Annotated in this window: 20 protein-coding genes; 6 read left to right on the forward strand and 14 right to left on the reverse strand. The window is 67.3% G+C overall.

The window, feature by feature from the left end; genetic code table 11:
- Window positions 1–33: 33 nt before the first annotated feature.
- A complete protein-coding gene (locus ACZ0AE_RS16085; RefSeq protein ID WP_037553342.1) occupies window positions 34–225 on the reverse strand; it encodes a rubredoxin in 192 nt (63 codons plus the stop codon).
- Window positions 226–297: 72 nt separating this feature from the next.
- Here ACZ0AE_RS16085 and thiE point away from each other — a divergent pair, with 72 nt between their 5' ends.
- Both thiE and hemL read left to right on the forward strand, forming a co-directional pair.
- On the forward strand, window positions 298–933 hold the full coding sequence (thiE, locus tag ACZ0AE_RS16090; RefSeq protein ID WP_463601595.1) for a thiamine phosphate synthase: 636 nt from the start codon (window positions 298–300) through the stop codon (window positions 931–933).
- 15 nt (window positions 934–948) lie between these two features.
- A complete protein-coding gene (hemL, locus tag ACZ0AE_RS16095; RefSeq protein WP_038686465.1) occupies window positions 949–2,238 on the forward strand; it encodes a glutamate-1-semialdehyde 2,1-aminomutase in 1,290 nt (429 codons plus the stop codon).
- A gap of 752 nt (window positions 2,239–2,990) precedes the next feature.
- Here the strand turns inward: hemL and azu are convergent.
- The gene (gene azu / locus ACZ0AE_RS16100) at window positions 2,991–3,449 is read right to left on the reverse strand and encodes an azurin (protein WP_038686464.1); all 459 of its coding nucleotides are present in this window, start codon (window positions 3,447–3,449) and stop codon (window positions 2,991–2,993) included.
- A 113-nt stretch (window positions 3,450–3,562) separates the two neighbouring features.
- On the opposite strand from azu, the gene ACZ0AE_RS16105 reads away from it, so the two are divergent.
- A complete protein-coding gene (locus ACZ0AE_RS16105; RefSeq protein WP_463601596.1) occupies window positions 3,563–4,174 on the forward strand; it encodes an HAD-IA family hydrolase in 612 nt (203 codons plus the stop codon).
- 60 nt (window positions 4,175–4,234) lie between these two features.
- On the opposite strand, the gene ACZ0AE_RS16110 is transcribed toward ACZ0AE_RS16105, so the two are convergent.
- Entirely contained in the window at window positions 4,235–5,464 is a 1,230-nt protein-coding gene (locus ACZ0AE_RS16110; RefSeq protein WP_141059144.1) for an acetylornithine transaminase, read from the reverse strand.
- Between the two features lie 66 nt (window positions 5,465–5,530).
- On the opposite strand from ACZ0AE_RS16110, the gene ACZ0AE_RS16115 reads away from it, so the two are divergent.
- The gene (locus ACZ0AE_RS16115; protein ID WP_448134335.1) at window positions 5,531–6,403 is read left to right on the forward strand and encodes an ion transporter; all 873 of its coding nucleotides are present in this window, start codon (window positions 5,531–5,533) and stop codon (window positions 6,401–6,403) included.
- Between the two features lie 51 nt (window positions 6,404–6,454).
- On the opposite strand, the gene ACZ0AE_RS16120 is transcribed toward ACZ0AE_RS16115, so the two are convergent.
- The 3 genes from ACZ0AE_RS16120 to ACZ0AE_RS16130 form a co-directional block, all read right to left on the reverse strand.
- The gene (locus ACZ0AE_RS16120; RefSeq protein ID WP_038686458.1) at window positions 6,455–7,444 is read right to left on the reverse strand and encodes a YiiG family protein; all 990 of its coding nucleotides are present in this window, start codon (window positions 7,442–7,444) and stop codon (window positions 6,455–6,457) included.
- Between the two features lie 141 nt (window positions 7,445–7,585).
- Entirely contained in the window at window positions 7,586–8,551 is a 966-nt protein-coding gene (locus ACZ0AE_RS16125) for a YiiG family protein (protein WP_463601597.1), read from the reverse strand.
- Between the two features lie 86 nt (window positions 8,552–8,637).
- The gene (locus ACZ0AE_RS16130) at window positions 8,638–9,456 is read right to left on the reverse strand and encodes an SDR family oxidoreductase (protein ID WP_038686455.1); all 819 of its coding nucleotides are present in this window, start codon (window positions 9,454–9,456) and stop codon (window positions 8,638–8,640) included.
- Between the two features lie 109 nt (window positions 9,457–9,565).
- Here ACZ0AE_RS16130 and ACZ0AE_RS16135 point away from each other — a divergent pair, with 109 nt between their 5' ends.
- Window positions 9,566–10,249: a hypothetical protein gene (locus ACZ0AE_RS16135; protein WP_448136426.1), complete on the forward strand. Its 684-nt coding sequence runs from the start codon at window positions 9,566–9,568 to the stop codon at window positions 10,247–10,249.
- Window positions 10,250–10,328: 79 nt separating this feature from the next.
- Here ACZ0AE_RS16135 and ACZ0AE_RS16140 read toward each other — a convergent pair whose 3' ends face one another.
- The 5 genes from ACZ0AE_RS16140 to ACZ0AE_RS16160 all read right to left on the reverse strand — a co-directional run bounded on the left by ACZ0AE_RS16140 (window position 10,329) and on the right by ACZ0AE_RS16160 (window position 13,200).
- Window positions 10,329–10,889, reverse strand: coding sequence for a hypothetical protein (locus ACZ0AE_RS16140; RefSeq protein ID WP_463601598.1), 561 nt, complete (start codon window positions 10,887–10,889; stop codon window positions 10,329–10,331).
- A 388-nt stretch (window positions 10,890–11,277) separates the two neighbouring features.
- Window positions 11,278–11,763 (reverse strand): hypothetical protein, encoded by a 486-nt coding sequence (locus ACZ0AE_RS16145; RefSeq protein ID WP_463601599.1) that lies wholly within the window; start codon window positions 11,761–11,763, stop codon window positions 11,278–11,280.
- A 126-nt stretch (window positions 11,764–11,889) separates the two neighbouring features.
- Window positions 11,890–12,042: a hypothetical protein gene (locus ACZ0AE_RS16150; protein ID WP_448134342.1), complete on the reverse strand. Its 153-nt coding sequence runs from the start codon at window positions 12,040–12,042 to the stop codon at window positions 11,890–11,892.
- On the reverse strand, window positions 12,032–12,541 hold the full coding sequence (locus ACZ0AE_RS16155; RefSeq protein ID WP_463601600.1) for a DUF2867 domain-containing protein: 510 nt from the start codon (window positions 12,539–12,541) through the stop codon (window positions 12,032–12,034). Before ACZ0AE_RS16155 ends, ACZ0AE_RS16150 begins: the two co-directional genes overlap by 11 nt.
- A complete protein-coding gene (locus ACZ0AE_RS16160; RefSeq protein ID WP_463601601.1) occupies window positions 12,538–13,200 on the reverse strand; it encodes a protein kinase family protein in 663 nt (220 codons plus the stop codon). Before ACZ0AE_RS16160 ends, ACZ0AE_RS16155 begins: the two co-directional genes overlap by 4 nt.
- Window positions 13,201–13,302: 102 nt before the next feature.
- On the opposite strand from ACZ0AE_RS16160, the gene ACZ0AE_RS16165 reads away from it, so the two are divergent.
- Complete coding sequence (locus ACZ0AE_RS16165; protein WP_038686446.1) at window positions 13,303–15,300, forward strand: bifunctional DedA family/phosphatase PAP2 family protein; 1,998 nt, start codon at window positions 13,303–13,305, stop codon at window positions 15,298–15,300.
- A gap of 102 nt (window positions 15,301–15,402) precedes the next feature.
- Here the strand turns inward: ACZ0AE_RS16165 and ACZ0AE_RS16170 are convergent, their stop codons facing one another.
- The 3 genes from ACZ0AE_RS16170 to ACZ0AE_RS16180 all read right to left on the reverse strand — a co-directional run bounded on the left by ACZ0AE_RS16170 (window position 15,403) and on the right by ACZ0AE_RS16180 (window position 18,259).
- Window positions 15,403–15,999 (reverse strand): LON peptidase substrate-binding domain-containing protein, encoded by a 597-nt coding sequence (locus ACZ0AE_RS16170; protein WP_463601602.1) that lies wholly within the window; start codon window positions 15,997–15,999, stop codon window positions 15,403–15,405.
- A gap of 19 nt (window positions 16,000–16,018) precedes the next feature.
- Window positions 16,019–17,383, reverse strand: coding sequence for a UDP-N-acetylmuramate:L-alanyl-gamma-D-glutamyl-meso-diaminopimelate ligase (gene mpl / locus ACZ0AE_RS16175; RefSeq protein ID WP_447595515.1), 1,365 nt, complete (start codon window positions 17,381–17,383; stop codon window positions 16,019–16,021).
- A gap of 312 nt (window positions 17,384–17,695) precedes the next feature.
- Complete coding sequence (locus ACZ0AE_RS16180; protein ID WP_038686440.1) at window positions 17,696–18,259, reverse strand: adenylate kinase; 564 nt, start codon at window positions 18,257–18,259, stop codon at window positions 17,696–17,698.
- Window positions 18,260–18,362 lie beyond the last annotated feature (103 nt).

Raw genomic sequence — 18,362 nt, forward strand, 5'->3', positions numbered from 1 at the left:
GAGGCGTATCGACCAACGGTCGATACCCGCCGGTCAATCGACCTCGACCATCTCGAAATCGTCCTTGGTCACGCCGCAATCGGGGCAGGTCCAGGTGTCGGGAATGTCTTCCCAGCGCGTGCCCGGCGCAATGCCTTCTTCCGGCAGGCCGTCTTCTTCCCTGTACAGAAAGCCGCAGACAACGCACATCCAGGTGCGGAAAGTGGTGGCGGTGGCATCGGTCATTGGATAATCACGGCTGGACAAAAACGGGCGACCGCCATTGTCCCACTCCCGTCGTGCTACCGGTAGCCACCGATGAATTCTGCTTCAGTCTCCCCCGTGCGCCCACGCGGCGTCTACCTGATCACCCCCGACGAGGCCGACACCGCCCGCCTGCTGGCGCGTACCGCGCCGCTGCTGGCCGCCGGCGCGACCTGGCTGCAGTACCGCAACAAGACCGCCGCGGCCGCCCTGCACCTGCAGCAGGCCACCGCGCTGCAGGCACTGTGCGCCCAGCACGGGGTGCCGTTGATCATCAATGACGACCCGGCACTGGCCCAGGCCGTGGGCGCCGCCGGCGTGCACCTGGGCGGCACCGACGGCGACATCGGCGCCGCGCGTGCCCTGCTGGGCCCCGACGCCATCATCGGCGCGTCCTGCTACGACCAGCTGGCCAATGCCGAACGTGCCGTGGTCGAGGGCGCCAGCTACGTGGCGTTCGGCGCGTTCTTCCCCACCACCACCAAGGTCACCTCCAGCCGTGCCACGCCGGACCTGCTGCGGCAAAGCGCCGCACTGGGCGTACCGCGGGTGGCGATCGGCGGGCTCAGCCCGGACAATGTGGGTCCCATCATCGCGGCCGGTGCCGACCTGGTGGCCGTGGTCAGCGGCATTTTTGCCGCCCCCGATCCGGTCGCCACCCAGCGCGCTTTCCTCGCCCAGTTTCCGTAAGACCCAGGACACCCCATGAACCACGACCAGTCCCACGCCCTGTTCACCCGCGCCCAGAAGCTGCTGCCGGGCGGTGTCAACTCGCCGGTGCGCGCGTTCAAATCGGTCGGCGGCGAGCCGTTCTTCGTGCAGCGCGCCGATGGCCCGTACCTGTACGACGTGGATGGCAACCGCTACATCGACTACGTGGGGTCGTGGGGCCCGATGATCGTCGGCCACAACCACCCGGCCGTGCGCCAGGCGGTCAAGCATGCGATCAACAACGGCCTGTCGTTCGGCGCGCCGTGCGAGGCCGAAGTGGTGATGGCCGAAACCCTCACCCGGCTGATCCCGTCGTGCCAGATGGTACGCATGGTCAACTCCGGCACCGAAGCCACGCTGTCGGCGATCCGGCTGGCGCGCGGGGCCACCGGGCGCAATCGCATCGTCAAGTTCGAAGGCTGCTACCACGGCCACGGCGACTCGTTCCTGGTGAAGGCCGGCAGCGGCATGCTGACCCTGGGCGTGCCCACCTCGCCGGGCGTGCCGGCCGGCCTGAGCGAACTCACCCTCACCCTGCCCTACAACGATTTCGACGCGGCCACCGCGCTGTTCGCCGAACAGGGCGAGCACATCGCCGGGCTGATCATCGAGCCGGTGGTGGGCAACGCCAACTGCATTCCGCCGCGCGACGGCTACCTGCAGCACCTGCGCGCCCTGTGCACCCAGTACGGCGCGCTGTTGATCTTCGATGAGGTGATGACCGGGTTCCGCGTCGCCCTTGGCGGTGCGCAGGCCCACTACGGCATCACCCCGGACCTGACCACCTTCGGCAAGATCATCGGCGGCGGCATGCCGGTGGGTGCCTACGGCGGCCGTGCCGACCTGATGTCGCAGATCGCCCCGGCCGGCCCGATCTACCAGGCCGGCACGCTCAGCGGCAACCCGGTGGCGATGGCCGCCGGCCTTGCGATGCTGGAACTGGTGCAGGAACCGGGCTTCCATGACCGCCTCAGCGCGGCCAGTGCGCGCCTGTGCGCCGGGCTGGAAGCGGCGGCGGCCGAGGCCGGCGTGCCCGTGACCACTACCCAGGTGGGCGGCATGTTCGGGCTGTTCTTCACCGACCAGAAGGTGGACACCTACGCCCAGGCCACCGCCTGTGACATTACTGCGTTCAACACCTTCTTCCACGCGATGCTGGAGCGCGGCGTGTTCCTGGCCCCGTCGGCGTACGAGGCCGGCTTCATGTCCAGCGCGCACGACGACAGCGTGATCGACGCGACCATCGACGCCGCCCGCGAGGCGTTCAAGGTGGTCAAGGGCTGATCGGGTACCGGACGACGGCCGGGACGACGGATCGGCCCCGGTCAACGGCGGGGGCGACGGATCGGCCCCGGTCCATGGCCTTCGGCGATGCAGGAGGGAACCGAGAGCATTCGGCGATGTGCCTCGCTGGCAGGGTCGCATCCCGATCGACCGCCGTTGGTCTGCGCAACGTTCGGTGAGGGCATGCCCCCAAAGCGAAGATCGCTTCGGCACAGGTGATGCGTTCGCCGCACCCACACGCATCAACGGCAGTCGTTTGGGAACCGACCCTACCAAGGCGCGTGCCTTCCATCATCGCGGAGCCGCCAACGGTTCTCATGATGCCGAGGGCATTCGGCGATGTGCCTCGCTGGCAGGGTCGCATCCCGATCGACCGCCGTTGGTCTGCGCAACGTTCGGTGAGGGCATGACCCCAAAGCGAAGATCGCTTCGGCACAGGTGATGCGTTCGCCGCACCCACACGCATCATCGGCAGTCGTTTGGGAACCGACCCTACCAGGCGCGTGCCCTCCATCATCGCGGAGCCACCAACGGTTTTCATGATGCCGAGAGCGTTCGGCGATGCGCCTCGCTGGTAGGGTCGCATCCCGATCGACCGCCGTTGGTCTGCGCAACGTTCGGTGAGGGCATGACCCCAGAACGCAGATCGCTTCGGCACTGGTCATGCGTTCGCCGCACCCACACGCATCATCGGCAGTCGTTTGGGAACCGACCCGACCAGGGCGCGTGCCGTCGCCGCACCGATGACGTTCTTACCCGAAGACCAGCTTGCCCTTCATCATCGCGAAGTGCCCCGGGAACGAGCAGAAGAACGTGTAATCGCCGCCCTTGGCCAGCTTCGCGGTCGAGAAGGTCACGCTGGTGGTCTGCCCACCGCCGATCACTGCGGTATGCGCCAGCACGCGCGCATCGCCCTTGGGCAAATAGCTGTCGGCCAGGCTCGTGCGCATGCCGGCCATCGCCACCGGCTGATAATCGGGGGTCCGCGTGAGCACCCAGTTGTGCCCCATCGCCGTGGCGGCCAGCTTGCCCGTGTGGCGCAGGGTCAGCTTCACCTGGCTGCAGTCTGCGCCGACCTTGATCTCCTTCTGGCTGAAGCTCATCTGGTCGGTGCTGTCGATGCTGACCGCACACACGCGGGCATGGGCAGCCGGGGCCAGCATCAGGCCGGCGAGCAACACGGGAACAAGCAGTTTCACGGCAATCTCCATCGAACAGTCCACGCGATTCTAGAGTCCGTGCCCATGCCCGGCCTGCGACGCGATGTCGCAGCGCGTGCCCCGGGTGGGGTACGGTCAGCAGTGGACCTGGACGAGAGTGCGCAATGGCCGTTGCCGTGGAGTGCCTGCTGCTGGATTTCGATGGCGTGCTGGTACGCCATGCGCGCCACCTGCGCGTGCGTCACTTGGCGGCCAGCACCGGCTGCAGCGTCGCGCAGGTGCAGGCGGCCTTGTTCGACAGCGGCCTGGAGCAGCAGCACGACGCCGGCCTGGACAGCACGCTGTACCTGCAGCAGGTGAGCGCTGCGTTGGGCAGCACGCTGAGCATTGCGCAGTGGCAGGCCGCGCGCATCGCCGCCTCCCTGCCGCAGGCCGGGGTGATCGAACGCATCGAGCAGGTCGCCCGCCGCCTGCCGATTGCGATCCTCACCAACAACGGCGCGCTGATGGCCGACACCATCCCGCGCATCCTGCCTACCCTGGCCACGGCGTTGCACGGGCGCATCCTGTGCAGCGGTGCGCTGGGCGGACGTAAACCGGACCCGGCTGTATTCGTGCAGGCGATGGCGCTGCTGGGCACACGCGCCGCGCGCACGCTGTTCATCGATGATCTGTTCACCAACGTGCGCGGTGCACGGCAGGCGGGATTGCAGGCGGAAACGGCAACCGACAGCCGCAGCATGGACAAGGTGTTGAAGCGGTACGGCCTGCCGTAGAGCCGACCGTTGGTCGGCTGCATTGGCCCCAGAGCAACCGCAGCCGACCAACGGTCGGCTCTACCGGGAGGCGATGAAGGATTGCACCGCCGCGCGCAGGCGCTTGAGGCCCTCGGCCACTTCCTCGTCGGTGATGTTCAGCGACGGCACGAAGCGCAGCACGTCCGGCCCAGCCTGCAGGGTCAGCAGGCCGTGATCGGCGGCGTGGTCCAGGATGGCACCGGCCTGGCCGGCGAAATCCTTGTCCAGCACCGCGCCCAGCATCAGGCCGCGGCCGCGCACCTGGCTGAACACCTTGAACTCATCGTTGATCCGGCCCAGGCCATCGCGCAGCGCCTGCGACTGGCGGCCCACGTTGTGCCCGATCTCCGGCGAGGACAGCTTGCGCAGCGCCACGCGCGCCACCGCCGCCGCCAGCGGATTGCCACCGAAGGTGGTGCCGTGCGCGCCAAACTGCATCACCTCGGCCACCTTCGGCCCGGCCAGCATCGCGCCGATCGGGAAACCGCCGCCCAAGGCCTTGGCCAGGGTCACGATGTCCGGTTTGATGCCTTCCTGCCAATGCGCGAACAGGGTGCCGGTGCGGCCCATGCCCACCTGGATCTCATCGAGCACCAGCAGGGCGTCGTGCTGGTCGCACAGCTCGCGGATGCGCTGCAGGAAGCCCGGCTTGGCCGGCATCACCCCGCCCTCGCCCTGGATCGGCTCGAGCATCACCGCCGCCACGTCGCCGGCGGCCATCGCGGTTTCCAGCTGCACCTCGTCGTTGAAATCGACGTAGCGGAAGCCGCCGGGCAGCGGCTCGTAGCCTTCCTGGTACTTGGGCTGGGCGGTGGCGGTGACCGCGGCCAGGGTGCGGCCGTGGAAGCTGCCGCGGAAGGTCACGATCACCCGCTGGTGGGCCGGGCGGCCCTTCGAGGACGCCCACTTGCGCACCAGCTTGATCGCCACTTCATTGGCTTCGGCGCCGGAATTGCACAGGAACACACGCTCGGCGAAGCGCGAGCTGGTGACCAGCTCCTCGGCCAGGCGCAGCGGCGGTTCGCTGTAGAACACGTTGCTGGTGTGCCACAGCTTGCCGGCCTGCTCGATCAGCGCGGCGGTCAGGTCCGGGTCGTTGTGGCCCAGCCCGCACACGGCGATGCCGGCGGCCAGGTCGATGAATTCACGCCCCTGGGTGTCCCACACGCGCGCACCCTGGCCGCGCTCAAGCACCACCTGGCGCGGTTTGTACACCGGCAGGTAGTAATGCGACAGGGACAACAGCGGATCGGTGGCAGCGGCGGTCATGGCGGTCAAGGGGTTGCGGGAAAGTCCCATTCTCGCGCTTCCGGCCGGTGAGGCACAATGCGGCGCATGCGACCGCTCACCGCCCCCCAGCTCAACCCCGCCACCGAGACCGGCTGGCGCCGGACCTGGTTCGAGATCATCTACCGCCACGACACCCGCCCGTCGCGCAATTTCGACCTGCTGCTGGTGTACGCCATCATCGCCAGCGTGCTGGTGGTGATGTTCGACAGCGTGCAGCGCTTCCACATCGCCCATGCCGACTGGCTGTACGTGCTGGAATGGGGCTTCACGATCCTGTTCACCGCCGAGTACCTGCTGCGGCTGGTGGTGGTCAAACGGCCCCTGCGCTACGCGTTCAGCATCTGGGGCATCATCGACCTGGCCTCGATCCTGCCCACCTACCTGTCCCTGTTCATCCCCGGCGCGCAGAGCCTGCTGGTGGTGCGCGCCCTGCGCATCCTGCGGGTGTTCCGCATCCTCAAGCTGACCCGTTACATCGAAGAAAGCGGCGTGCTGATGGAATCGCTGTGGCGCAGCCGGCGCAAGGTGCTGCTGTTCCTGTTCACGGTGGTCACCATCACGATCATCGCCGGCACCCTGATGTACGTGATCGAGGGGCCGAACCACGGGTTCACCAGCATCCCCAGCAGCATGTACTGGGCGGTGGTGACCATGGCTACGGTGGGCTTCGGCGACATCGTGCCGCAGACCGTGCTGGGCCGCTTCGTCACCTCGGTGCTGATCCTGATCGGCTACAGCATCATTGCCGTGCCCACTGGCATCTACACCGCCGAACTGGCCAGCACCATGCGCGAGGCCGACCTGGCCGCGCGGCGCGATGCGCGTGGCTGCCCGCACTGCGGGCTGGAAGGGCACGAGCCGGACGCCCGGCATTGCCGCCGGTGCGGCGACACGTTGCCCGATACCTTCAACCAGTGACCGCGATCCACCCCGGCGCGCGGCACGCACCGGGGTGGATCGCCATGCCGTTTACTGGCGGTTGCTCTGGAACACCAGGCTGTTGTACTCGTTCAACAGGCGCCCGGCCGAGCCCTGCGGGGCATGCGACGGCGAATCCAGCATGCGCTGTTCGAAGTCGGTGTACGGGGTCTTGTCGACCACGCGCTTGATGCGCTCCTTGCCCTCGCGACGGAAATTCTCCGCGGCGGTCTCGAAGCTGTTCCAGTCCATCTTGCCCGGCTCCTGGTCGGCCACCTTGGCGTGCGCTTCGTCGGCGATGGTATTGAAGGCATCCAGTCGGGCACGCCCCTGCACCACGTCGAAGTCATCCTCGGCCATCAGGTCCATCAGCGACTTGGCCTCCATCATGATGGCCAGGCGGTAATACGTGCGGGTGCGGCCTTCCTGCTTCTCCAGCGCCTGCAGCTGCGCCTGCTGGGCGCGGTCGTTCTCGGCCTCCAGCGCGGTGCTGAACACACCGCTGGCCTGCACGAAGGCAGCCAACGCCTCCATCAGCGGCGCATGCATTGCCTTGCCGCGCGCGTAGCCGTCGTCTTCGAAGTCTTCGCGCTTGTAGTAGTCGTATGCCGCGTGGGTAAGCGGCTGCAGGGTGTGCAGGCTGTCCAGGTAGGCCTTGGCCGCCTTGTCCAGCTCCGGCAGTGCCGGCGCGGCGGCGATCGCCGTGGGAATGGCCGCATCGCAGGTTTTGAGGTCGTTGGCGTCCAGGTCCGGCGGGCCGATCGGGCGCTCTTCGCGACCGGTCGGACCGGCCTTGGGGTCCTTCATCCAGCTGGTGTAGTACCCAATGCCTTGGTGGATGCCCGAATCGACATCGTTGTAGCAGTCGATGTAGCTGTTGAGCTTGCCGGTCAGCGCCTGCTCGGCCTCTTCGGCCTGGGCGTCGGCCTTGCTGGCCGGGGCGGCGGCCTCCTTGGCAGGCTCGGCGGACTTGTTGCCGCAGGCGGCCAGCGCCAGGGTGATCGACACGGCCAGTACCGCCGTGGAAAGAACGTGCTTCATCAAACGTCTCCGTGTTGTAAACGATTCCAGAGACGTAGTTTACCAACCCGGACCGCACAGGTCTGCGGTCCGGGTTGGCGGTGCGTGCAACGCCGTCGCGCGGGAGCGCTTCACGTTACCGGCATCCTGCCGATGCGGCCCTCAGCGCGCGCCGCTGAACCGCGCCATCCGGTTGGCCATGTCCACCAGATCGTTGTAGCTGGCCATCACCTCTTCGGCCGACCCCTGCGGCAGGCTCGCGCGCCCACCGCCCTGCAGCAGCATCTGCTCGCTGCGGGTGAGCGGCGTGTTGGCCTGCACGCGTTCGATGCGGCGGCCGGCATCACGGGCCAGCGCATCGGCCGAACGCTCTACGTGACCCCACATCGCATCGCCCTGCCCGACCTTGTCGTTCTGCGCCTGCTGCAACAGCGCCTGGAATGCAGCCAGCTCGGTGCGCGCCAGCGCCAGGTCCGGTGCATCAGCGCTGAGCAGCTGGGTCAGCCGCTTGCCATCGCCCACGATCCTGAGCTGGTAGTACGCCAGCGAGCGACCTTCGTCGGCTTCGATCTCCTTGAGCTGCGTGGCACGTCGTTCGTCCTCGCGCTTCTCCAGCGCGGCATCCAGTGCGGTGCCGGCGGCGAAGAACGCCGCGTAGGCCTGCATCATCGGCGCATGCTGGCTGCGCATGCCGGCATGGTCATCGCGGAGGTAGTCTTCGCGGCTGTAGTAACGGTCGGCCTGCTCGATCAGCGCGTACAGCTCGACAAAGGTCTTCTGATACGCGCGTGCCGCCGGGTCCAGGTCCGGCTCGGCCGGGGTCATGGCCAGTGCCGCCACCATCGGGGCGTTGCACGCATCCACGCGATGGGACAGCACCGTGCCGGGGCCGCGCACCTGCGTTTCCTTGCCAGTGGGGCCGGCGTCGGCGTCCTTCATCCAGCCGGTGTACTGCTGGAAGCCCTGATGGATCGGCTCCTCCACTGCGTTGAAGCAGTTGATGTAGGCATTCACTTTTTCCACGCCCTGCGCATCGGCGGCGGTGGAGGCGCCTTTGCTGCAGGCGCCGAGCAGGCCGGCCACGACGAGGGCAGTGGCGAGGGAGAGACAAGAAACACGCTGGGACATGGCAGGGATCTGAAACACGGGGTGCGCACCTTAGCAGTTGCGCGTGCAACCCCTGTCGATAACGTCGCCCCGTGTCGCCCTGAACCTCAATCCAGGAACAGATCCGGCAGCAGCGGCCGCGACGGGTCCATCGCATAGCCACTCAGGTCGGTGATACCGGCCGCAGCCAGCACCTCGTCATCGAGCAGGAACTGCCCGCTGAAGCCGGCTGCATCGCGGGTCAGCACGGCGTGCGCGGCATCGGCCAGGATCTCCGGCGTGCGGCAACCAGCAACATCCACGCCGGGAATCATGTTGATCGCATCGGTGGCGATGATGGTGCGCGGCCACAGCGCATTGACCGCCACGCCCTGCGGACCGAATTCGGCCGCCAGCCCCAGGGTGACAAAGCTCATGCCCATCTTGGCCAGCGTGTAGCCGGTGTGCGGGCCCCACCACTTCGGATCCAGGCTCGGTGGCGGCGCCAGGGTCAGGATGTGCGGATTGGGCGCCTGCAGCAGGTACGGCAGGCACGCCTGCGCGCACAGGAAACTGCCGCGCGAATTGACCTGCTGCATCAGGTCGAAGCGCTTCATCGGCGTATCCAGCGTGCCGCGCAGCCAGATCGCGCTGGCGTTGTTGACCAGGATGTCGATGCCGCCAAAGGTGTCCACGGTAGCGGCCACCGCGGCGCGCACCTGGTCTTCCTCGCGGATGTCGCACTTCAGCGCCAGGCCCTGGCCGCCGGCGGCGGTAACCGCCTCGACCGCGCTATGGATGGTGCCAGGCAGCTTCGGGTTGGGCACCGACGACTTGGCCGCGATCGCCACGTTGGCGCCATCACGCGCCGCGCGCAGGGCGATGGCCAGGCCGATGCCGCGCGAGCCACCGGTGATGAAAATGGTCTTGCCTTGCAGACTGGCCACGTCGAAAGCTCCTGCGCATGAATGTCTCGCGCCAGTATGCCGCGCCCACAGAATTTTCACCGCTCCTTGACGATAGTGGCCTCCCGGTTACCGCTGCGAGGTACTTGCCATGCGCCGTTCCCGTTGTCTGTTGCCTGCCCTGGGCCTGCTGCTGCTAGCCGCCTGCCAGAAAGACCCTGCCGAACCCGCCGCCCCGACCCCCACCGCTACCCCAAGCGCGCAGAAGATGGCGGCCGATGCCACGGTGCGCTGGAGCAATGCGGTGGTGTGGAGCGGCGACCTGAACAGCTGCCGCCAGGGCGAGGCGGCCGCCACCCGCGAGTGCCTGATCAAGGCGATGCAGGCCGGTGGTGCCAGCGCGGATGCGGTCACGGCGGCCGGGCAACTGTCCAGTGCCGGTGAGCTGGCGTTTGTCACCGCCTGGCATGAGCACGATGGCATTGGCGTGGCCACGGTGGCCTACCCGTTCCGGGCCAACACCAACGAGGGCACGCGGCTGGTGGATGCCGCCGGCAAGCGCATCGATGTGGACGCCGTGCAGCTTGACGACACCGTGCGTGCCGACCCGGGCGTGCAGGCCCTGCTGGCCGCCCACCCACAGGCGACGCCGTTCGCGCCGGCGCAGGCGGGCGGGAGCACACCGCTGGACAATGGCGGCATCCGACTGCTGTACCGCACGCCACTGCGCGACTGCCATGCCTGCGCCGACGTCGGGCAGATTCAGATCGGCTACGACTTTGATGGAACGCGGCATTTCATCGGGCAGCAGGTGGTGCCGGTGGCCACGCCCTGATGGCGAAGCGGCCAACGTCAGGCCGCGCCGATGTCACATAGGGTGTTCGACGCATCGATACGCTGCCAGGGACGGCACACTACTTCTTGTCGATGGCCTCCAGCCTTGGCATGGGCAGAACCCCGTGTGAGTAGCCCATGCTGCAGTTTCCGAGCGCATTGCACTCCTCCACAATTTCATCCAGGGAGGACATGCGCTGCGCCTCTGCAATGCGATCAAATCGACCGGCAACAACGGCCAACGGCGTTACCCCTTCACCGACAATCACCGGCTTTGAGCGTTCGAAGTGAGCGAGCACGCGGTAATAGCCGGGCTGATCCAGCGTTGGCTGCGTCCCCTCCCCTCTTGCACGGTCGTCGCCGGGAACAACGAACCCGGATGACAGATCGTTGCTCTGCGCCGCATCGCGGCTGGAGAACAACACGCGGGCTCCGAAGCCGGGGTAGTAGAGGACCACGACGACGTCCCTGCCCGCCAGCTTCTCCGGCGCGGTCAGCAGCTGGGTCGGCGAGACGTGGCACACGCCGCCGCTCATCCGATAGGCGCATATATCTTCGACGCCGCTGACGGTAACGGGCTCCGCGCGTTGGCATCCCGCCAGCGACAGGACGATCAACGCCGATACTCTGATACTAATCATTTCACCTCCCTCACCAGGCCACCAAGCCGCATCCTCTTTCCGTCACCCCGGAATGGGATCGCCGATTGTGCCAACTAGAAAGAATCACATTCGCCACGTCATCGGGCAACACATGCCGCCGGTAGCTGGAACGCGAGGCATGAAAACGCGGATTACTCTTGCGCCTTGGATGGCTTCTGCTGAGGCAATGCGCGACATCTACAGGATGCCGCCCAGCAGTTGCACCAGTGACAGGGGCTGATCTGGTGATGGCGGTTGTGCCGACCGCTGGCCGGCTGCGCAAAACCAAGATCTCACGCAGAAGCGCCCCGAAGGCATAACAGGGCGAACTCCCGCAAGCGGATTCACCTGCAGGCGGCATGCGAGGTTCATCCCCCCACAAGCCCACCTACAACTTGAAGGCATCCATTTCCAGGCTGCCCAGACGAATCGTCTCAAGAGTTACGCCCTGCCTCTTTCCAACCGGAACTGTTCGATTCAAATGGAAGACACCCATCACAACGACGCGCGACGCGGAATCCACACGCGTTGGTGACAGCAGATACGCCCTCAGCTCAGGCACTCGGTCACCCGAACGCAGTGACAGCGACGCCTGGATCTCATTGCCCTCGAACGAATCAAGCGAGGGGTAGAGTTCAATGACATCCTTTGCCACCGCTCTACCCTGTATCTGGATACGCCGACCATCATAGCGCTCGGGATGCGCAAGCAACTGCGTGTAGGTCGTGGCGCAGTAAATGCGATCGGCACGGTTACCGACATGCCAGCAATCGCCATCGCGTAGCGCAGCATCATCATGATCGGCGACACCGCAACCTGCCACAAGGACGAGAGCAGCCGTCAGCAGCAAGGGGGATGCACGATAACGTTTCACCGCACACTGCCCGGACCGGGTTGCGATTTGGACGCACGACGGCATTGCACCTGCCCGGGCGCTGCGAGACATGCTCCACCACCAGCCCATCGCGTTCTCGTCTCCGTGCTCCCTGCTCATCGATCCTTATTCCCGATACAGCACATGTGTCGTCTCGCCGCGGGCAAGCTGCTCCACCTCGGCAAGGCTGTCAACAACCAACACCGAGTACGTCAGCTCGACGCCCGAGTCCAGCTTTCTCTCGGTCTTGTCCGAATCCAGCTGAACGTCAAGATGCATACCCCGCCACCTGCCGCCGCAACAGATGCGGCACGATCACCCGATGTACCGGCGCCACCGGAAGCATGTACAGCCGCCCGAAGGCGTTGTGCGTATGCACCACCGTGGCGATCTCCAGTGCATCGCCACGCCATTGCAGTGCCAGTTGCACATGCAGGTGCCGGTCGTCGTCCTCCAGCACGATCGCGTCGGCCGTGCACCGCTGCACGGTGAAGATGCCCAGCCGTTGGCCGGGCGTGGGGTCGGCCGCGTCCTGCACGGCACGCAGTGATCCCAGGTCCTTCATGCCCAGCAGCCGCATGCCACCGTTGCGCATCGCCATCAGACCGTCGAACCAGCCCGGCACGGTGGACGCCATGTCCTTGTACGCCTGCAACGCCGAACGGCCGCCGCGTGGCACCGTCGCCCGGCACGCGTGCACGAAGTCGGCGCCGGGCAACTGCGCATGCAGCACGTTGCCGGCGTCCACCGGCACCACGCGCACCACCGGCGCACTCACGGCTTGGGCCCCTGCCCTTCGTTGTCTTCCCAGTGCAGGATCTTCCGGGTGACGAACCGGTAGACCGGCTTGCCCGTGCGGAACCACAGGTCGCGTACCCACGAGGTGCGCTTCAGCAGCCGCTTCTCCACCGGGGTCATGTGCTGCCGGCAGTACATGCGCTTGTGCTTGAGCAGGTGGCGCAGGTCTTCGCGGGCCAGCAGGCGCATCCAGCGCGAGCGCGGGTTGCCGATCACCGCCAGCTGGAAGTCGATCAGGGCCGGCGAGCCGTCCTCGCGTACCAGCCAGTTGGCTTCCTTGGCCAGATCGTTGTGCGCGATGCCATGCCGGTGCACGCGCTGCAGCAGCCGGCGCGCGGCGCGGAAATAGGCCAGGTCGCCGTGCGGCGGGCGCTGGTACATCGCATCGCCGGCCATGAAGCTGCGGTCCAGCCAGCGCCCGTTCCAGGACAGCAGCGCCGGGGTGTCGGCCATGCCGTCCAGGTGGGCCAGCGCGCGCGCTTCGCGCCGGGCCAGCCACCACGCGGGCAGCCGCAGCCACCACGGGGTGGCGCCCAGGTCGCGGCGGACAAAGCGCTGCCCGTCCTGCTCGATCAACAGAATGCAGCCGAAACTGTCGGCCTTCAGGGCATGCGGAGCGGGATCAGGGGGGCGGTTCATGGCGACATTCTAGGCGTGCGATCGCGTTCATTCACTGTAGATCACGCACGTTGGCCGCCGCTGGCCGGCAGTCAGTCACCTTCACACCTCTATAATCCGACGATGGACTCGTCATGGATCGATACCACGCTTGCGTGGATCTCAGCTCACCCCGTGCTCGCCGGTGCGGTCATTTTCCTCATTGCCTTCTGCGATGCGGTCATCGTGCTGGGCGCGATCGTACCCGCGCTGCCGCTGCTGTTCGCCGTGGGCGTGTTCATCGGCCTGGGCCAGATCTCCGGCCCGTACGCGGTGGCATGTGCGGCGGTGGGTGCGTTCGCCGGTGACGGCATCAGTTACTGGGTGGGCCGCCGCTGGGGCGACCGGCTGCGCGGCTTCTGGCCCTTCAGCAAGTACCCGCAGCTGCTGGACCGCGGCGAGACGATGTTCCGCCGCAATGCGTTCAAGAGCATCCTGGTGGCGCGCTATGTGGGGGCGATCCGGCCGTTCGTACCGGCCATTGCCGGCATGATGAAGATGCCGCTGTCGCGCTACTTCCAGGCCAGCGGTATTGCCAGCCTGTCCTGGGCAGTGTTGTTCCTGGCGCCGGGCTGGGTGCTGGGCGAAGCCTACGACGCCGTTGCGGCCGTGGCCGGGCGGCTGGTGATGGTGCTGGGTCTGGTGGCGGTGCTGATGGGCGTGGTGTGGGCGATCGTGCTGTACGGCTACCGCTGGTCGGCCTCGCGCATGGACAGCTGGCTGGCCACGCTGCTGCGCTGGTCGCAGCGCCACCCCACCCTGGGCCGTTACTCGGTGGCCGTGTTCGACCCGCAGCGGCGTGAGTCGGTGCCGCTGGCCATGCTGGCGTTGATGCTGCTGTTGCTGGGCTGGTGCTGGTTTGCGCTGCTGATGGCGGTGGTGGCGCACGGTGAGCCACTGCGCCTGGACATGGTGGTCCACCAGGCCATGCTGGCGCTGCGCAACCCGCTGGCCGACTACCCGATGGCCGCACTGGCGTCGCTGGGCGCATGGCAGGTGCTGCTGCCAGCCACGGCGGCCGGCATGGGCTACCTGGTCTGGCGCCGGCGCTGGATGGCGGCCGCGCATTGGCTGGCCGCGCTGGCCTTCGGGCTGGCACTGACCAAGCTGCTGGGCGCCACCGTGCACGTGGTGCGCCCGCCGGATGCCAGCAGTGGCTTCGGCTTCCCGTCGGTGTCGGTGACCATGGCCACCATCATCTTCGGCTTCTTCGCCGTGCTGATCGCGCGCGAGCTGCCCGGGCGCACGCGGGTGTGGCCCTACCTGCTGTCGGGCATCGTGGTCAGCCTGATCGGGTTTGCGCGGCTGTACCTGGGCGCGCATTGGCTGAGCGATGTCATCGGCGGCATGCTGTTTGGCATCTTCTGGCTGCTGGTACTGGGCATCGCCTACCGCCGCCGCTTCAACCGCTCGTTCTGGGTCAAGCCGGTGGCCTGGCTGTTCTACGGCGTGTTCGCGGTGGCTGCGCTCTGGTACGCGCCGCGCAATATTCCGCTCAAGCTGGCCCGCTTCGAGCCGGCCCAGCCGGCCCCGGTGGACATGCCCGCCACGGCCTGGCTGCAGGACGCGTGGCGGCAGTTGCCCGCGCGCCGCAACGAGTTCGATGACGACCAGCGCTGGCCGCTGGACGTGCAGGTGGCCGGCCCGCTGGCACCGCTGCAGAAGCGCCTGGAAAGCCAGGGCTGGCGCGTGCAGCCGCAGGCCGGTTGGGAACAGGCGCTGCTGATGCTCGACAAGTCGGCCACGCCGGACGAAGTGCCGGTGCTGCCGGCCACGCTGGATACCCAGGTGGAGTCGCTGCTGATGCTGCGCGCGGGCAATGCGCCCAACGAGATCTTCGCGCTGCGCCTGTGGCCGGCACCGGCGCGGCTGCAGCCGGGCAACCAGCCGCTGTGGCTGGGCAGCGCCCAGACGCTGCACTACCAGCAGCATTTCCACCTGATCGGGATGTGGCGGCCGATGCGCGGCATCGACCCGTCGTTGAAGGCGGTGCGCGACGCGCTGGACGGCCTGCCGCAGCAGGTAGACACGCATCCGGAGACGCAGATGCCGGTGTTGCGGGTGCGCACGAAGGCCGAATGACGCGGAAGCCGGCCCACGCATGACGTAGTGCCGGGTTCTACCCGGCAGGTGCGGGTGCGTTCGGTTGCGTTGTTGCGTCGCGCAGCGGGGCAGAGCCCCGCTCTACGCGGGGGGTGTCAGGTCGGGGATCCAGGCCAGCAGGTGCTGCAGGCGCAGATGGGGGTCGTCCTGCTGTAGCAGCTGCAGGCGCTGCGGCTCGTCCAGCGGCAACAGTTCGGCCAGGCGCCAGCCTACCCAGGCGGCCTGCTCCAGCTGGGCCGGATGGGTCGGGGCGAAGGCCGCGCCGGCCTGTTCGATGATGTGCTCCAGCACGGTGGCCAGCAGCGCGTGCTCCGGGCGCAGTTCGTCGTCGTGGTCGGCGGGTGCCCATTCCACGTCGGCCAGCACCAGCCCGTTGTCGCGGATGCGCGTGCGCAGCACATGGAAGCGACGCTGGCCGCGCAGGCGCAATACCAGCACGCCGTCGGCGCCCACATCGAAATCCTCGACGCGCGCTTCCACGCCGTAAGCGGCCGGCACCGCCGGCGCCCCCACTTCATCGCCGTCCAGAATCAGGCAGACGCCGAAACGGGTGTCCTGCCGGCTACACTCGCGCAGCATGTCCAGGTAGCGGCGTTCAAATACCCGCAGGCCCAGCGCGGCGCCAGGCAACAGCACCACGTGCAGCGGGAACAACGGCAGCGAAGCGGTATCGGTCATGGCCTGTGGCGCGCCCGCTTCATCCCTGCTGCAGCTGCGCCAGGAAGCGCCGCGGCGCGCCGTCGAAACCGCCGTTGGACATGAACACGACATGGTCGCCGGGGGCTGCGATCTCGCCCAACCGCGCCAGCAGCGCATCGGTGTCGGGCACGGCGTGGGCCTGCCCACGCACGGCGGCGATCACACCGGCCGCATCCCAGGCCAGCTCCGGGCGGTGCAGGAACACCACCGCATCGGCCAGGTCCAGCGACGGCGCCAGCGCTTCGGCATGTGCGCCCAGCCGCATGGAATTGCTGCGCGGTTCCATCGCCACCACGATGCGCGCGGCACCGACCTTGGCGCGCAGCCCTTCCAGCGTGGTGTGGATGGCGGTGGGGTGATGGGCGAAATCGTCGTAGACAGTGATGTCCTGCGCCTGCCCGATCACTTCCAGGCGGCGCTTGACGCTGCGGAAGCGGGCCAGCGCCGGGATCACCGCACTCAGTTCCACCCCGACCGCGTGCGCGGCAGCCAGCGCCGCCAGGCCGTTGAGCACGTTGTGGCGGCCCAGCAGGGGCCAGCGCACTTCGCCCACGCGGGTGCCACGGTGATGCACCACGAACGCACTGCCGTCGGCGTTGACCAGCTCGGCATGCCATTCCAGCGACGGATCAAACCCGAAGCGCTCCACCGGGGTCCAGCAACCCATCGCCAGCACCTGCGCCAGGTAGGCGTCCTCGCCATTGACGATCAAGCGGCCGCGCGCGGGCACGGTGCGCACCAGATGGTGGAACTGGCGCTGGATCGCGGCCACGTCCGGGAAGATGTCGGCGTGGTCGTATTCCAGGTTGTTGAGGATCGCCACCAGCGGCCGGTAATGCACGAACTTGCTGCGCTTGTCGAAGAAGGCCGTGTCGTACTCGTCGGCCTCGACCACGAACTCGCGCCCGCCGCCCAGGCGCGCCGACACGCCGAAGTCTTCAGCGACGCCGCCGATCAGGAAACCCGGCTCGCGCCCGGCGGCCTGCAGCAGCCAGGTCAGGATGGTGGTGGTGGTGGTCTTGCCATGGGTACCGGCCACGGCCAGCGTGTCACGCCCCGGCAGGACCTGCTCGGACAGCCACTGCGCACCGGAAATGTAGCGCTGGCCGGCGTCGAGCACCGCTTCCACCGCTGGATTGCCGCGCGACAGCGCATTGCCGACAATCACCTCATCGCAGTCGGCGGCAACGCTGGTGGCGCGATAGCCCGGATCCAGTGCGATGCCCAGCTGTTCCAACTGGGTCGACATCGGCGGATAGATGGCCTGGTCGCTGCCATGCACCTCATGGCCCAGTTCCCGCGCCAGCGCGGCCACGCCGCCCATGAAGGTGCCAGCGATACCAAGGATATGAATCTTGCTCATGCGGTGGATTGTGACCGATCACCTGCGACTGTGGATATTGTCGTCAGACAATTCCCCAGATGCGTGTAGGAAAAATACTCTGGGTGTCGGGGAATCCCCGATAGCGATGCAGTGTGAAGACGGACACAATTCAGGTGGCCAGCCGCAGCACCCCATTGGTCCTACTCCCCAAGAGGCCATCCCCAGGGGAGCTCATGCTGCGGGGCTCTGAGCAAGCCCGTCCGCTGGCACCTTAAACCGCACGCCTGGCCCCATGGGGCCAGGCGTGTGTGTTTACAGCCAGGCGGGCGCTGCCGCAGCAGCGCCACCGGCTCAGCCGTGGATCGCCGCGCGGATGCGCGCTTCCACGTCGTCCAGCTCACCCACGCCATCAACGCGCGCCAGGGTGCCGCGGCCGGCGTAGAAATCGACCACCGGGGCGGTCTGGTCGTTGTAGACCTGCAGGCGCTGACGCACCGATTCGGGGTTGTCGTCGGCGCGGCCCTGTTCGGCGGCACGGCCGGCAATGCGCTCGACCAGCAGTTCGGTCGGCACGTCCAGCTGCACCACCGCATCCAGCGGCTGGCCGATCTTCACCAGCAGGGTGTCCAGCGCGTTGGCCTGGGCCACGTTGCGCGGGTAACCATCGAGGATGAAGCCGTTGGCCACGTCGGCCTGGCCCAGGCGCGATTCGAGCATGCCCAGCAGGATGTCGTCGGACACCAGGTTGCCGGCGTCCATGACAGCCTTGGCCTGCTTGCCCAGCTCGGTGCCTGCGGCCACTTCGGCACGCAGCAGGTCGCCGGTGGAAATGTGCGCAATCGACAGGTGTTCCTTCAGGCGCGTCGCCTGTGTCCCCTTGCCCGAACCGGGCGGTCCCAACAGAACCAATCGCATCAACCTGACTCCAACTTGGTAAAAAAATGGAAGGGCGCGCGCCCCGGGATTGTCCACAATCACGCTGCACCGCAATACGCGCACTTTACCCCATACCGGTAAT

The sequence above is a fragment of the Stenotrophomonas sp. AC248 genome (genome assembly GCF_979258185.1).

Excerpts from the sequence above, each read along its gene's own strand:
- ACZ0AE_RS16160 (WP_463601601.1), bottom strand. The coding sequence starts at position 13,200 with ATGAACCGCCCCCCTGATCCCGCTCCGCATGCCCTGAAGGCCGACAGT.
- ACZ0AE_RS16150 (WP_448134342.1), bottom strand. The coding sequence starts at position 12,042 with ATGCATCTTGACGTTCAGCTGGATTCGGACAAGACCGAGAGAAAGCTG.
- ACZ0AE_RS16135 (WP_448136426.1), top strand. The coding sequence starts at position 9,566 with ATGCGCCGTTCCCGTTGTCTGTTGCCTGCCCTGGGCCTGCTGCTGCTA.
- ACZ0AE_RS16180 (WP_038686440.1), bottom strand. The coding sequence starts at position 18,259 with ATGCGATTGGTTCTGTTGGGACCGCCCGGTTCGGGCAAGGGGACACAG.
- ACZ0AE_RS16125 (WP_463601597.1), bottom strand. The coding sequence starts at position 8,551 with ATGTCCCAGCGTGTTTCTTGTCTCTCCCTCGCCACTGCCCTCGTCGTG.
- ACZ0AE_RS16170 (WP_463601602.1), bottom strand. The coding sequence starts at position 15,999 with ATGACCGATACCGCTTCGCTGCCGTTGTTCCCGCTGCACGTGGTGCTG.
- thiE (WP_463601595.1), top strand. The coding sequence starts at position 298 with ATGAATTCTGCTTCAGTCTCCCCCGTGCGCCCACGCGGCGTCTACCTG.
- ACZ0AE_RS16085 (WP_037553342.1), bottom strand. The coding sequence starts at position 225 with ATGACCGATGCCACCGCCACCACTTTCCGCACCTGGATGTGCGTTGTC.
- ACZ0AE_RS16120 (WP_038686458.1), bottom strand. The coding sequence starts at position 7,444 with ATGAAGCACGTTCTTTCCACGGCGGTACTGGCCGTGTCGATCACCCTG.
- ACZ0AE_RS16115 (WP_448134335.1), top strand. The coding sequence starts at position 5,531 with ATGCGACCGCTCACCGCCCCCCAGCTCAACCCCGCCACCGAGACCGGC.
- azu (WP_038686464.1), bottom strand. The coding sequence starts at position 3,449 with ATGGAGATTGCCGTGAAACTGCTTGTTCCCGTGTTGCTCGCCGGCCTG.
- ACZ0AE_RS16140 (WP_463601598.1), bottom strand. The coding sequence starts at position 10,889 with ATGATTAGTATCAGAGTATCGGCGTTGATCGTCCTGTCGCTGGCGGGA.
- ACZ0AE_RS16110 (WP_141059144.1), bottom strand. The coding sequence starts at position 5,464 with ATGACCGCCGCTGCCACCGATCCGCTGTTGTCCCTGTCGCATTACTAC.
- ACZ0AE_RS16105 (WP_463601596.1), top strand. The coding sequence starts at position 3,563 with ATGGCCGTTGCCGTGGAGTGCCTGCTGCTGGATTTCGATGGCGTGCTG.
- ACZ0AE_RS16165 (WP_038686446.1), top strand. The coding sequence starts at position 13,303 with ATGGACTCGTCATGGATCGATACCACGCTTGCGTGGATCTCAGCTCAC.
- hemL (WP_038686465.1), top strand. The coding sequence starts at position 949 with ATGAACCACGACCAGTCCCACGCCCTGTTCACCCGCGCCCAGAAGCTG.
- mpl (WP_447595515.1), bottom strand. The coding sequence starts at position 17,383 with ATGAGCAAGATTCATATCCTTGGTATCGCTGGCACCTTCATGGGCGGC.